The sequence below is a fragment of the Oceanimonas pelagia genome (assembly GCF_030849025.1).
Classification (GTDB): domain Bacteria; phylum Pseudomonadota; class Gammaproteobacteria; order Enterobacterales; family Aeromonadaceae; genus Oceanimonas; species Oceanimonas pelagia.
Map to the genome: position 1 here is coordinate 1,808,447 of NZ_CP118224.1, position 13,690 is coordinate 1,822,136.

Below are 13,690 nucleotides of genomic sequence, written 5' to 3' on the forward strand. Positions count from 1 at the left end.
CACTATTGCATTTCCAACCAGGCGACCAGCGCCACCGCCTCTTCGGCAGAGCGCACCGTCAGTTTGGAAATGCAGCAAATACCCAGCCCGGCGGCAAAACGGCGCAGGCTGGCGTTGAGTTCCGGCAGGCATACTAGCTTTGGTGACGGCCGCCAGTACAGCCCTTCCCTCCCGCCCTGCGACAAAACATGCACCCGGCCGGCACTGTCAATCAGCCGGTCACCCTCGCACCAGTGGTGTTCGCCCAGTGCTGCCTCGCCGGAAACATGAATAAAATCATGAGTATTAGCGCTCTCCACCACGGCCGGCCAGCGGCACGCCAGCACACTTGCGCTCTGCTTATCTGCATTCATGGCACTTGCTCACAAAAAATAAAAAGCCTCGCCGGAGAACCGGCGAGGCCATACTGCAAGCACCGGGCTCAGATGCCCAGTATTTTCCTGGCTTCACCCAACAGCCGCATCGACTCCCGATGGTCACCGGCCTTGTGCCTGGCTTCCCCCTCGGCCCTGAGCTCGGCCACCCTGGCCGCTTCCTCTGTTGACAAGACCGGCTTCTCCGCCAGCCTGGCGTCGATATCCGCCATGTGGCTCGGGCAGCCATTGGCCAGCGCAAGCCCGCTTGCAAGCAACAGCACACCGCCCAGCAACGCAGAAACCAATGAACGCATAACCACCTCCCTCGCTTTGATTCACGACTTAAGGGTAGTGCAGATGCGGAGCGTAACGGATAATTCAGTGATAAAGAAGGCCGGCCACGGGGCACGCTCTCCCCGCTTGACCTCATCATTACCCGCAGGCAATGGGCTCGTAGCGATTACGACGACCGGCCTGTTATAAGTATGCCTGTGCCGCCTGTCCTCACAACTGCAAACTGACCAGGCTGGTTGGTCAGGCGTCAGAAAAAATGGCGGATGGGAGGCCGGCTGCCCTCCATCACATCCCCACCATATGGTTTTGGTCGCTGGCTCGCTGTCTGATTTCCAGCGGTCATCCGCCATAACAGATTATATAAAGACGATGAATGATTAAAAGCCACTCCTCCTGCGTCATCCCTTGCCTTTCTGGGCTGCCTGTACGGCAGCGAACTGGCTGCTCATCGGTACCCGACCACCACGCCGTTTCTGAACTGCCTGTGCGGCAGCGAACCAGCCCATTGGCGGCGACACCGTCATTCACCTTTTCTGAGCTGCCTGTGCGGCAGCGAACCAGATGGAGAAGGCCGGAGAGCTGAACGTGTCTTTCTGAGCTGCCTGTGCGGCAGCGAACAATCTGCTCAAAGGCCCGCTGAGCCTGATAAATTTCTGAGCTGCCTGTGCGGCAGCGAACGGTTTCAACAGCAACAATTATGACCTGCCCATTTTCTGAGCTGCCTGTGCGGCAGCGAACGCCAGCAGCAACTCGTTGAGAGTATTGGCGGTTTTCTGAGCTGCCTGTGCGGCAGCGAACCCGCACCGAACGACAATGGGCCTAAATATGACTTTCTGAGCTGCCTGTGCGGCAGCGAACAACTGGCTGCATTACCTGGACCACCTGAACCATTTCTGAGCTGCCTGTGCGGCAGCGAACGTGCCCGGCGAGGCCGAGCCTTGCCGCATTCATTTCTGAGCTGCCTGTGCGGCAGCGAACGCCCACCACCCGGGCCCCGTATACGGCAGCCATTTCTGAGCTGCCTGTGCGGCAGCGAACTTCCGTGAGGTGTTCACCTTCGACTCCGAAGATTTCTGAGCTGCCTGTGCGGCAGCGAACTCTGCCATGCTCACGGTCGAGCGCGCAATGCGTTTCTGAGCTGCCTGTGCGGCAGCGAACTTGAATTTGACTATTGCTGGTCGGCGGCCCTTTTTCTGAGCTGCCTGTGCGGCAGCGAACGCCATGGACGAGCTGGTGACCGGGGATGACCATTTCTGAGCTGCCTGTGCGGCAGCGAACCTGAACCAGGCCCTGGCCCAGGTGTTGCCGATTTTCTGAGCTGCCTGTGCGGCAGCGAACCGATCTGGGTGTCGCCGGCGCTGTTTATCGACTTTCTGAGCTGCCTGTGCGGCAGCGAACTTCCAGCTTGTTCATGCACTGGTCGAATTCCATTTCTGAGCTGCCTGTGCGGCAGCGAACGGCAAGTATCTCTATCAGCACGATCTGCAGCGTTTCTGAGCTGCCTGTGCGGCAGCGAACTACTGGCTGGTGATGGACGGCCTGGTGGTACTTTTCTGAGCTGCCTGTGCGGCAGCGAACGCGTTCACCGCCACCACCCCATACCAGTAGGTTTTCTGAGCTGCCTGTGCGGCAGCGAACCGAACGGTTGGCCTTGTGGGCGGTGAGCCAGCTTTCTGAGCTGCCTGTGCGGCAGCGAACGCGGTGAACCCCGTGGGCCGCAGCACCATGACTTTCTGAGCTGCCTGTGCGGCAGCGAACAAGCCACCATGGACAAGCGGCAGCTCGGCGTCTTTCTGAGCTGCCTGTGCGGCAGCGAACGCTGGTTGGGCTGTGGCGCCGTGATTACCTGTTTTCTGAGCTGCCTGTGCGGCAGCGAACCAGAACGAAATCTTCAAGGCCCGCCGCACCGTTTTCTGAGCTGCCTGTGCGGCAGCGAACGACCCCGGCAGTTTCGTTTCTCAAGGGGTTGATTTCTGAGCTGCCTGTGCGGCAGCGAACCAGCGATGTACTGGACTTTGATCGCGGCCCCTTTTCTGAGCTGCCTGTGCGGCAGCGAACGTCCAGGGTGCCGGAAGAATTGATTTCGTTATTTTCTGAGCTGCCTGTGCGGCAGCGAACTGCCGCTCGACCTTGCAGGCCGCCAACAGTCTTTTCTGAGCTGCCTGTGCGGCAGCGAACAGCCTGGTCAATGACCTGCTGCTGCCGGCGGTTTTCTGAGCTGCCTGTGCGGCAGCGAACGTTTAGGCTCACTAGGTCTTGCGCTAATGTTGTTTCTGAGCTGCCTGTGCGGCAGCGAACGCGTTCGGCCTGTCTGACCCGTTCGTTCGGCTTTTCTGAGCTGCCTGTGCGGCAGCGAACTGCCGACATGAGCAGGCCGATTACCCCCTCAATTTCTGAGCTGCCTGTGCGGCAGCGAACAAAAAAAGTTATCCCAACAGCATTCATTGGAATTTCTGAGCTGCCTGTGCGGCAGCGAACTATCTCTTTAGATAGAAAGTTAATGAGGGTTATTTCTGAGCTGCCTGTGCGGCAGCGAACCCCGCTTTCGTCGGTGAGCGTGACACCGGTCGTTTCTGAGCTGCCTGTGCGGCAGCGAACTTCACGGGTAAGCGGAAACTTGACCCGTATATTTTCTGAGCTGCCTGTGCGGCAGCGAACCTCGGGCGCTGAATGCGTGGACTGTACTGTCATTTCTGAGCTGCCTGTGCGGCAGCGAACGCGAAACAATCACAGCAATATGTGAAAGCTGTTTTCTGAGCTGCCTGTGCGGCAGCGAACGCTAGTGCATTATGCAATTCCTGCTCGGTGACTTTCTGAGCTGCCTGTGCGGCAGCGAACCACCATTCGTGTGATTACCCACCCATCCACAGTTTCTGAGCTGCCTGTGCGGCAGCGAACACCCGGCGGGCAACTGAGCAGAGGTTATTAATTTTCTGAGCTGCCTGTGCGGCAGCGAACATCCGGTTAATCACCGGCTTGCCGATTGGCAATTTCTGAGCTGCCTGTGCGGCAGCGAACATCACCTTTAACGACGGGCTGCGCATTGAGCGTTTCTGAGCTGCCTGTGCGGCAGCGAACGAGATAACGTACCCCAGCGTCTACGGCGATGATTTCTGAGCTGCCTGTGCGGCAGCGAACTAACGCCTATGCCGGCGCTCGCCTGGGCGGCCTTTCTGAGCTGCCTGTGCGGCAGCGAACAAGTGCCATTCAACCCACAAACCAGGGTTCAATTTCTGAGCTGCCTGTGCGGCAGCGAACCACTCGTCGCCGTGCGTGTCTCCGCTGTGGTTTTTCTGAGCTGCCTGTGCGGCAGCGAACGCCCTCGAACGTGAAGGTCGCTCCGGTGGTTATTTCTGAGCTGCCTGTGCGGCAGCGAACCCCGGTTGATTCCCACACCCGTATTGTGTCCATTTCTGAGCTGCCTGTGCGGCAGCGAACGCCCAGGCGAGCGCCGGCATAGGCGTTATCCACTTTCTGAGCTGCCTGTGCGGCAGCGAACGACGCTCACCCAGAATGGGGCGCTTTGCTATTTTTCTGAGCTGCCTGTGCGGCAGCGAACACCAGCCATTCATCCACCAGATGGTTCCAGCGTTTCTGAGCTGCCTGTGCGGCAGCGAACAGCCGCTTTCTCATGCTCCCCTTGACCTATAATTTCTGAGCTGCCTGTGCGGCAGCGAACTAGACACTAAAAACTGTAACGTCCTGATTGTTAAAGAACAAGTTCTATAAATCACCCTTTGCCCCTTTTCTTCAGGGGCAAAGTAAGTGATTGATTTAAATGGCTTGGTTTTTCAGCCAAAGAAAAGGGTCAAAACCAGGGCACAGTTGCCCTGGTGCTCAGCCCATAGCTGCTGAACGCTGCTTTTCGAGGCTGAGCCAGCAGCTCTCCCTGCTCAATAAACAAGTGAAAATTCTGCCCGGTGCTCTGGCTTCGCAATTGCACATAAGGCAGTTCCGGCGAACGCTCTACATGACGGGGAATGGCTTCGGCCGCTTGCTCATAGGTCTCCCCTTTGCGTTTCATTCGGCGGCGGCGCAAACGCTCACTGCTGGTTTTAAACTGCCGCCGTGACACGGTTCGGAACCGGGCATTATCCGGCACAGGTAACATTTCCGAGCACTGCACATGATCGCTCATGCCTTTCAGCCAGTGTTGAGCCATCAGAGCTGACAGCGCCTGCTCTGTACCATGCAACCGAAGTCGCTCTCCCAGGCCACGAGGAGCAAGGCTATAGTCCGGAAAACTGAGGCCGATGTTATCGGCTTTCAGTTCAACCAACGCACGGTGCAACTTTCCAAACAGGGCACCCATCAAAAAATGCTGCGGAAACTCAGGTTCCGGCAGCAACCTGATTTCAAGATAGATATCCATGTTAACCCGCCTCCCCGAACACCCCGCCACGGATCAGGGTGGCCATGACAAAATGCTGATCCCCTTCTGCCGGCACCTTGTCCTTCAGTACCCAGTTATCCAGCAGGTTATAAAAGTCGGCTTTGGCCTTGGGCTGACGATAGGCCTTGCCTTGCGTAGTGACCGAGCCATAGGGTTCAACGGCGATGGGCCCCAGCGGCACATTCTCATCCTGCGGATACCAGGTGTCGATGGTACGCAATGCATTGCCGATTTTCTGAGAGTGCATACCGGCAATGCCCTGCACCTGGTAAAGCGTGCGGCTTTTGTCATTCTTGCCCTTGTCGAGAATAAGCTCCTGGGACGGAAACACTTCCTGGCCGGCGCCAAGGCGGGCAAAAGCGGTCACTTCCAGCAACACATGCTGTTCATTGGCCAGACCAAACTCAATCTGCTGTGCCAGCTCCTGCAAACCAGCGGGGTTATTGCCAGCTTCCTCAAAGTTGCGCAGAGAATAGCTGTGAGCATCAAAATTCCATACCTGCTCATGCTTACCCTGTTTAAGCCTGGCAACCTGCACTTCCACCTGCTCCGCCCCTACCCGGTTACGCCACAGAAACCGGGCATTGGCGAGGTTACAGGCATAACGCTGGGCCAGTGGCGAAAAACCATGCTGCTGCACATACCCCTTGATCACTTCGGTCAGCTTGTGCTGATAATCCGCATTGTTACAGGCAGAAGGAATACCGGCCCCCGCCAATACCCGCAGCGTGAATTTTACCATCAGGGTGTCGGCGCTTCCGGGCAAAGTCGCCACATCCACGGTTTGAAGGTTGGGGTTTTCAATGGCCGCATCCAGCTTGGCCGGATCCTGATCCTTGGCCTTCAGCCGGTTGGAGATGGTACCGCGAACGGACTTTTCACGGACTTCAACCGGCAGCCAGTTGCTCGTCTGCTCTCGCTCTTCCCAGTTACCCGCAAACATCAGCGCATCGGATACATCCAGCTTGCGCTCAAACGCCAGTACGGATGCAGTTTTCAAAGTATCTTGCTTGGCCATGTTCAAAACTCCTTGTCTTGCTGGTTCAGGGAATAGTCATTATTCAAACGGTAAGTACCGGTATCGAGACGGTTGTCCACATACCAGAGAAAGTCGTTAAAGCGTTCGAAACGATGGGGGCTGAGCCATTGCCCGATGGAGTACAATCCTTCCACAAACCGGAAAGGGGTGGTCTGATCCCGGGCGGCTTCCACTTGCCCGGCATCATACAGTTCCGACAGTGCAGCAAATCCCACAGGAATGGGCACCAGCCAACCCGGATGATCCCGCCTGATAATCCACTCAACACTGTCCTCCACTTGCCGGCATTCATGGTTCAGGCGAGACAAATCCAGCCAGGCATCGAGCAAGTCGGCATCGGGATCCTGCTGTTGCTTCACTTCAAGGTGCTGCTGCAACAGATCACTCCGCAGCACCAGGGCAAAGCCGGGCAACAACTGCCGCGTTAAACGACGAAGTTGCTTTTTACGAATATCTACGTCTTCATCCACGTTAATCAGCCAGGGATGATGCTCTCTTTGGCCGGGCATGGCTGGCTGCACAGTGCCACCGGCCACCCGCAGGGTAGCAATCAGGTCCGCCACTTGCTGGGCAAACGCTGCCTGCTCTGCTTTGCCACTCAGCCGTTCGTCCTGCAGATCCACTTCCAGAATCAAGCTAAGCTCCAGGTGAATACGACCTTCTTCAACAATGGCGGCGGTTTTGCCGGTTTTATCCACGGGGTTGCGCGTAAGATGAAACGATCGCTGATATCCGCCCTGAGTAACTTGCGCTTCATGGTGATGGCACACCACACCAATGGCGGGAAAGGACACCTTGAGGCCGGCGGCGGCACATTTGCGCTCAAGGGCATGGCTCATGCCCACAAACGCCGTCATGGCTGGAAAGCCCCAGGTCAGGTTGCCGGAGATAGCATTGGCATTCTGAATGCGCAGTCGCGGCAAAATAAGCAGGGTGTTCGGTTCAGTCATCAAGCACCTCCCGCAGTGCATTCAGTTTTTTATGAACACGGCTCATCCATTCGCTGTGCTCGCCATCCCCCACCGGCAGTTTGCCCAGTGCCTTATTTATCTGGTTGGCAAAACGATGCTGTACCTCTTTTACCCACTCACCCGCCATTCGGCGAGCGGCAAAGTCTTCATCCTGTGCAGCACGCATGGGGTCCAGCCAGAGCTGCTCCGCCTCCACCAGCTGGCAATCGGGATCGGCAGACCAGCCTGGCTCCAGTTGCTGAAAATAAGCACTGAACAGGATCATTTCATCTATCAGGGCATCAATATAAGCATCTACCCGTGTGCGGGTGCGCACATTGGCCGGTGGGTTGCTCAGCAAAAACTCACGCAGTTTAACCAATAGCCAGCGGGGCTGCTGACTGCGCACAAAGCGTGGAAACACGGAGTCTGTCTTCAGTGGCGGGCGCTGTTCCCGGCTCCGCCAGACCGGCGGCAGCGAGCACAGCAGATAATTATTGCCGCCGCGCTCACTGTTGAGCTGGGAAATGTTCTGGGGCTTGGTGCCTCCCAGTTTCTGAACAGCCAGGTTTGGATAATCGGCATATCCCGTTTCCGATGCTTTATTATCACGCCTTGCCTGACGGGCAGCCTTGGCCTCTTCACTGAACCTGTCATGCTGAATATGCTGGTATACCCTGTGTACCAGTGATGAGGGATAGAGCGGCGATAACAGATGAAAATGATCATTTTGGGTTGGATCATCGCCGGTAAGCCAGTAAATTTGCTTGGCGCGCGAGCTGGAACGTACGTCGCCTTTGTTATCTGTGATTGATGAAAAGGCATCAAGCCATTCCCTGGCCTTTAAAACATCGTCATTCAATGCTGCCAGCAAGGCTGCATCCTGCTCCAGAGCTCTGGCCAGTAGTGTCTTGCCTTGATATTCCAGTTTGAGGAATTTATAGACATCCAATGCTGCCGCATTGCCAACAACATCGGTGGCATAGTCTTTTTCAAGCAAATGGCTGCCAACACCACAGGGTTGAGCGGTCAAGGTGTCGGGAGAAACGAACAGGCTGGTGCCTTTGGCATCCGGGTGTGTGGCTTTGAGCGTGTGAGAAACAACCTGTAGCTGACCAACACGCCGCGCTGCATCCTCTATCCAGTTTTCATATTGATACTGAAGCTGTAATTCCTGATATTTGGGATCATCAGGCTCCAGTTTTTCAAGCTTGGCTGCCAGTCGCTCATCAATAAATGACTGCATCAACTGGCGCAGCTCTGCGCTTCGTGCGCCGGGCTCCTGTGCCATGTTGCCTCCTTAAGTTAAATCCATAACGTCAAGCCGCAAGCGCCCTACTTTAACGGCGCACGGTAAACCCAAGGGCCGGGTGAAACTCCCAGCCATTATCTTTTTGATCGAGTGACAGGGTGCCAAAACGCCGCGCGCAAACATCAAGAGGCAGCTCCATTTTTTCGGCCAGCGTCTCCAGCGCAGTCAGGTAATCTTCCGCGCCCCAGGTCACTACCCCTTCGGCACAAGCAAGCTGCACCCGGTGCAACAGGTGATCCACCGGAATATAAACATCCTTGCGTTGCTCCCGGCTGAACTCGATCTTGTGCAGTTGTGCGTTCACGCCGTCTTCATCGGGCAACAGCACCAGGTCATCCTGCACGGTATGACTTTCCCGAAACGGCTGCCGGCGCTGCAGAATGGATGTGAGCATGGCACCTGAACGCTGATAACAACTGGCGGCAGACAGTGGTTGTACCGGCTCAGTTCTGCGCCGCCGGCGATTATTACCAGCCGCTGCCGCCTGGGGCGCTCGCTCACCCAGCATTTGTGCCTGCAGCCGGGCATGCTCCAGGTCCACCAGACTGGCTCTGGGGTTCAGCTCGCTGCGGGGCAAAATTCGGGGCCTGGCATCAATCACATTCCGCTCTTCGGGCAACAGCAGCTGTTCCAGATCATGGCTGCTCAGTAAAAAGTCGGCGCTTTCAAAACCGGGCCGGCAGAAGGCGGGCTTGCCCTTGTGCTCCAGCGCTCTCAGATTGGTATGTAACAGCGCAATATTGGGCACTTCGTACACGTCTGGCCGGTGACGGCGAACACGGCCGGCAAGCTGAATCAGCGAGCGCATGGAGGAAGGCTCTACAATGGCCCAGTCGTAGTCGTGGTCCCTGCCCACTTCTGCAACCGGGCTGGCGAGCACAATAAACAGCTGATCCTGCTGCGCATAAGTATCAATTCGCCGGCGAATCTCCGGCAGCTCAAACACGGCATTGCTGTCTTTTCGGTTCAGTGCGCTATCCAGCTGCTGCTCAATGGCTGAACGGAGCAGTAACGGATATTGAGAGTGGTAAACACAAAGGTGAATAAGGATGCCGCTTTCGGCCCCCATGGCATAAATGGCTTTGGCCACTTCCACCATAGGCTCAATGTTGGCCATGCGTGCCAAGCCAAAACTCACCCGTTTTTGCGAATGCGGATCCACCGTGTAGTGCGCCTGATGCAAAACCATGGCCTGCTGCATCAGATCCTGTGCAAACCCCTGGCGTAACAACTGAGACTGTCCGGTTAATGTGGTCAGGCGTGACAGCTCTGCCCGCCGGCGTATGCCGTCCCGGGCAAGCTTCTGAGACCGCTTTTCTACAAAACGCAGGTGTGCCCGGACGTAACTTGCTTCATCCGGGCAGTCTTCATGCATGCGGTCATGCTCATCAAACCAGGCACAACAGATGTTTACCGCCGTGCCCGGCTCTCCCCTGTTGCACTGAAATTGTTCCCGCCCTGCCTTGTAGGCACGAAACAACCCTTCCGACAAGGACGGGGGAATGGTGGCTGAAGACAACAATACCCGGCTGCCAAGCAGACCCGCCCAATAGACCAGGCGTGTGAGTGCCGGCAGATCGTTGATATCGAAGTCATCAATTTCATCCAGCACCAGATCGCTGCTGAGCAAGCGCAACATGGGCGCAATCTGATGGCCGCCCCGCTCGCTTTCCGTTGCCGGGATCAGGTGATCGACTGTGCATACCAGCACGGGTGCCGAAATAAGGGCCTTGATCCTGTCGTCATGGCCGGCTGTTTTGAGCACCGGGTGATCGGCAAAATTGCCTTCAAACACCACATGGCTGTCTTCCGGCACCAGAGACTGGGACGATGCCGAGCCACTGGCCTCGGCCTGAGCTTCATGAAATTCATACAGCTGGCGGCTGGCACTGCCGCCTACCCTGACGGCCAGCTCATCATCCCCAAGATGCAGGCGATCACGATAGGCCTGACCGGTTTGCAACGTGAGGGTTCTTAGCCCCAGTGCCACGGAAAATCGCGCCCCCTGCTGAGGATTGGCCAGCGCATACAAAATACGGCCATTGGCCAATGTTTTACCGCAGCCGGTGGAGGCCATATTGATGCCGAAAAAACCCTGCCGGGCGGCACGCGTTTTTAAGCCTTCGGCCAGGTCAAAAGCATGATCCTGCCAGCGAAAACGCGCATGCTGGCTACGTTTTCTGAATCCTTTATGGCGTGCCAGGCGAGGCAGGTTTTCACTCAGGGTCGGCAAATGATGACTGACACTGCGGCTGACTTTGGCCACGCCCAGCAGATGCTCGTCCAGCCGCTGACAAAGCTCGCCGGTTTTTCGGTTGGTATTAGCATAAAGTGGATAGTTATCTTCGCCCTTAACGCGCAGGTTGGGTTCAGACAGGCTGGAATAGTGATGGTCAGAAAGCATCAGCGATAAACGGGCCAGGTGCATAACATAAGCATTCGTCAGCCAGCCATCAGGTGCTCGCTCCCGGCGCTGCTGTAAACGCTGAGCATATTTTGCCGCCTGGGTACGCCAGCGCTGCGTGACCACCGGCAACGGCGCTTCAAAGGTCCAGTAAGGCGCTATCTCTTTGGGGTCAGGATTGTCTGTACGCTGATTCCACTGTGAATCTATATCCGCCAGCGGCATATCAAGCTCTTCCGCCCTGAGCCCTTCCAGGCTGGGCCGGCCGGGCAGACGATGATGGGTGATAATCAGCCAGCCTATGGCCTGAGCCAGCGGTGGTAGCGAGCGAAAAGGATAAGGATCCGTATTATCCAGCCCGTCCTTTACCAGGTTATCCAGCCAGTCATGACTGAATTTATCTGCATTCTCCAGGCGAGAGAGCCAGCCAGCATCGTCATCATTACCCACAAATGCCTGAAACAAACGCAGCGATATCCACTCATGCCGGTAAAGGTTGGCACCTTGCGGACCTTTACCCACCAGCCTTGACTGAAATGCCTTGCAGGCCTTGCCCAAATCATGGAGTAATGCCGCCAGCGCTGCCAGTAACTTGATGTCTTCTGCGGTATGCCAGTCATTTTCATCCTGCTGGCGCAGAATGTTTCGCCCGGTGGTGTTGGTCGGCACTGTGCCCTCCGCATTAAAGCGGCTGTTATCGCCTACGATCCACATCAATTCACTATGATCCTTGCCTCTGATCCAGTGACAGGCCACCGCCGTATTTTTACGGGCGGTCTTGCGCAATAACTTGCGCAAGGTAGTCAGACCGTCCCAGGTAATGGGCGTTTGCCAGGCTCTGTCCCCTTTCCGCCCGGCAAACTGGTCCAGAATGCGCCGGGTTTCGGTGAGTGCATTTTTACTGCAACGGGAAATCAGCAACACATTCATGATGCCGCTCCCCCAAGTTCTGTTGCTATGTCCTTTAAGGTATCGACCATAAAGTCCAGGGCTTCGGCGCGGGTCAGCGACTCAATACAGCGATGGCGAAATTCCTGCTCTTCTTCACCTTTTACAGCAGACAAAAACGCCTGAGGCAAAACCAATGCATCTTTCACCAGATCGGCCACGTCAAACACCAGGCCGCCCCGGCGGGTTTTGCCGTGCAGCACAGCCAGGCCATGAGGCAAGCCCAGCACCCAGGTGGCCGTGGCTCCCAGGCCATAAGCCAGATAGTTACCATGATCCAGAAAACGGTTGGCCGGATCGGTGCCGCTACCCCGCTTGGCACGCACAAAATCGCCATAAGACACGGCTCTGGCCGCCAGCTTGAACAGATGCTTGGTCAGGCGCGCTTCTTCGGTCAATAAACCGGTGACATTGACTGCCTGCTGAATATTTTTCCGGTGCTGCTCCAGCAGCGGTACCAGATGGTCCGCAGCAATATCAAACCCTTGTTCTTTTAGCTGGCGGTTATCCAGCCAGTGCTTTTTCAACTGATCCAGTCTGGCCTGTTGAATTTTTCGCGCCGCTTCCAGCCGCTGTTCATCATCAAACCAGAATCGTACCCAGCTCTGCAGATATTCGGTGGGCCGGTATTCGCTTTGTGGAGAAAACCAGGCCACATCAATATCTACTTCATTGGCGCTGAACAAAGGGGTTCCGCCCCCACCACAAAAACCGACCAGCACCCCCGCCTTGGCCAGCTCCCGCATGGCAGCCTGGGTCACGGAAGTGCCTGTTCCCAGTAAAACCGTGGTGGTGTTGGCAATGGGAATGTTCCAGTAGTGGGAACGGCGCCCTTCATCGGTGACATATTCCACCCGGCCGCCCTTAACAAGCACCCGGCAATATTCCAGATAATAAATATTTGCCCGCTTGGAGTGCAGTATGGTTTTCAGATCTGACGGTGATAAATCATCCATGAGATTGCCCTTCCTTAAATAGCTATTTTTCTACTCTGCCCTTTCTGTTGCCAAAGGGCCAACCCTGTACAAAAAACATGTCGCCTCACTTTACAGGTCTTCAAAACAACCACTCCTTCACCTCATCGTAATTGGCGAGGATCAGTTGCTGGGCGGCGGGGTTACCGTCGAGCATTTTGGTGTTTATCTGCATTTCCTTTAGCAGGTAACCGGCCAGGGCGGCGCGGGTGTTTATTTTGAGCTGGCCGTTTTCCATGGCGTAGTCGTGGATCAGAGCCTGTTGTTGTTCGGGGCTTAAACGGGGATCGGGGCTGATATTGAGGGTGATATGCGTATTCCAGCCGGTGTCGGGCGGCAGTGGTGCCAGCAGTGTGCCTTCCGGCTCGGGCGTGCCGTGAAAGCGGCTGAGCACAAAGTCACGGTAGTTTTGTGCTTTTTCGCACCAGGCACGCAGGTGCCAGCGGCTGCCGGTGTTTACAAAGCGCACCGGCACAATAATGCGGCCCTGGCGGTCGGCACTGCTTACCGCGCCATAGTCCACTTCCAGCCGCTCATGGTGGCGCAGTGCGTTTACCAATCGCCGGACCACCTGCGCAGACACCTGCCTGGCCGGCAACCGCAAAATATGATGGGCCAGCCCATAGCCGGGCTCGGTGGGCATGGCGTGAGCGCTCTGGCCGGTCATCCAGTTGAGATACTCGGCTACGTCGCCTGAAATATGAAAGGGCTGAAAACCTTGGGCAGGTAAATAGCCCTTGCGCGACGCGCAATATTCCAGATTACCGGTATGTTCCTGCTGATATTGATTGATGGCTTTGCTGGCCTGCTGACGGCTCAGGCCAAAAAACTGCCGCAGGTGTCCAGTGGTAAGCCGGCCTTCCCAATGGCTGACAAGCTCAATCAGCCAGTAACGGCGATGGAGTTCGGGTTTTATCATGGCGTCCGTGCTTTTTGTTTTTCACCATTAAAGGCATTTGGCCGGAGAATAACAAGGGGTATTGTTCAGGAATGAAAATCACGACACGCAAAATGCAGTGA

The 13,690-nt window shown here is 56.2% G+C and carries 9 protein-coding genes and 1 CRISPR repeat array; all 9 genes read right to left on the minus strand.

From position 1 onward, the window contains the following. Positions 1 to 2 precede the first annotated feature (2 nt). The 9 genes from PU634_RS08590 to PU634_RS08630 all read right to left on the minus strand — a co-directional run bounded on the left by PU634_RS08590 (position 3) and on the right by PU634_RS08630 (position 13,589). A complete protein-coding gene (locus tag PU634_RS08590; RefSeq protein WP_306760392.1) occupies positions 3 to 353 on the minus strand; it encodes a DUF4144 family protein in 351 nt (116 codons plus the stop codon). 68 nt (positions 354 to 421) lie between these two features. Then, positions 422 to 670, minus strand: coding sequence for a PA2433 domain-containing protein (locus PU634_RS08595; RefSeq protein WP_306760393.1), 249 nt, complete (start codon positions 668 to 670; stop codon positions 422 to 424). A gap of 390 nt (positions 671 to 1,060) precedes the next feature. Further along, a CRISPR array of direct repeats spans positions 1,061 to 4,329; the repeat unit is 28 nt; unit sequence TTTCTGAGCTGCCTGTGCGGCAGCGAAC. Between the two features lie 129 nt (positions 4,330 to 4,458). After that, entirely contained in the window at positions 4,459 to 5,022 is a 564-nt protein-coding gene (gene cas6f, locus PU634_RS08600) for a type I-F CRISPR-associated endoribonuclease Cas6/Csy4 (RefSeq protein WP_306760394.1), read from the minus strand. A 1-nt stretch (position 5,023) separates the two neighbouring features. Then, complete coding sequence (gene csy3 / locus PU634_RS08605; protein ID WP_306760395.1) at positions 5,024 to 6,061, minus strand: type I-F CRISPR-associated protein Csy3; 1,038 nt, start codon at positions 6,059 to 6,061, stop codon at positions 5,024 to 5,026. A 2-nt stretch (positions 6,062 to 6,063) separates the two neighbouring features. After that, positions 6,064 to 7,032: a type I-F CRISPR-associated protein Csy2 gene (csy2, locus tag PU634_RS08610; protein ID WP_306760396.1), complete on the minus strand. Its 969-nt coding sequence runs from the start codon at positions 7,030 to 7,032 to the stop codon at positions 6,064 to 6,066. Continuing rightward, positions 7,025 to 8,323, minus strand: coding sequence for a type I-F CRISPR-associated protein Csy1 (gene csy1 / locus PU634_RS08615; RefSeq protein ID WP_306760397.1), 1,299 nt, complete (start codon positions 8,321 to 8,323; stop codon positions 7,025 to 7,027). Before csy1 ends, csy2 begins: the two co-directional genes overlap by 8 nt. A gap of 49 nt (positions 8,324 to 8,372) precedes the next feature. Further along, entirely contained in the window at positions 8,373 to 11,678 is a 3,306-nt protein-coding gene (gene cas3f / locus PU634_RS08620) for a type I-F CRISPR-associated helicase Cas3f (RefSeq protein WP_306760398.1), read from the minus strand. Then, complete coding sequence (gene cas1f, locus PU634_RS08625) at positions 11,675 to 12,652, minus strand: type I-F CRISPR-associated endonuclease Cas1f (protein WP_306760399.1); 978 nt, start codon at positions 12,650 to 12,652, stop codon at positions 11,675 to 11,677. The genes cas3f and cas1f overlap by 4 nt, the downstream gene beginning before the upstream one ends. 100 nt (positions 12,653 to 12,752) lie before the next feature. Beyond that, the gene (locus tag PU634_RS08630) at positions 12,753 to 13,589 is read right to left on the minus strand and encodes a BrxR family helix-turn-helix transcriptional regulator (protein WP_306760400.1); all 837 of its coding nucleotides are present in this window, start codon (positions 13,587 to 13,589) and stop codon (positions 12,753 to 12,755) included. Positions 13,590 to 13,690 lie beyond the last annotated feature (101 nt).

Coding starts and splice junctions, on each gene's coding strand:
- PU634_RS08590 (WP_306760392.1), bottom strand. CDS start 353: ATGAATGCAGATAAGCAGAGCGCAAGTGTGCTGGCGTGCCGCTGGCCG.
- PU634_RS08595 (WP_306760393.1), bottom strand. CDS start 670: ATGCGTTCATTGGTTTCTGCGTTGCTGGGCGGTGTGCTGTTGCTTGCA.
- cas6f (WP_306760394.1), bottom strand. CDS start 5,022: ATGGATATCTATCTTGAAATCAGGTTGCTGCCGGAACCTGAGTTTCCG.
- csy3 (WP_306760395.1), bottom strand. CDS start 6,061: ATGGCCAAGCAAGATACTTTGAAAACTGCATCCGTACTGGCGTTTGAG.
- csy2 (WP_306760396.1), bottom strand. CDS start 7,032: ATGACTGAACCGAACACCCTGCTTATTTTGCCGCGACTGCGCATTCAG.
- csy1 (WP_306760397.1), bottom strand. CDS start 8,323: ATGGCACAGGAGCCCGGCGCACGAAGCGCAGAGCTGCGCCAGTTGATG.
- cas3f (WP_306760398.1), bottom strand. CDS start 11,678: ATGAATGTGTTGCTGATTTCCCGTTGCAGTAAAAATGCACTCACCGAA.
- cas1f (WP_306760399.1), bottom strand. CDS start 12,652: ATGGATGATTTATCACCGTCAGATCTGAAAACCATACTGCACTCCAAG.
- PU634_RS08630 (WP_306760400.1), bottom strand. CDS start 13,589: ATGATAAAACCCGAACTCCATCGCCGTTACTGGCTGATTGAGCTTGTC.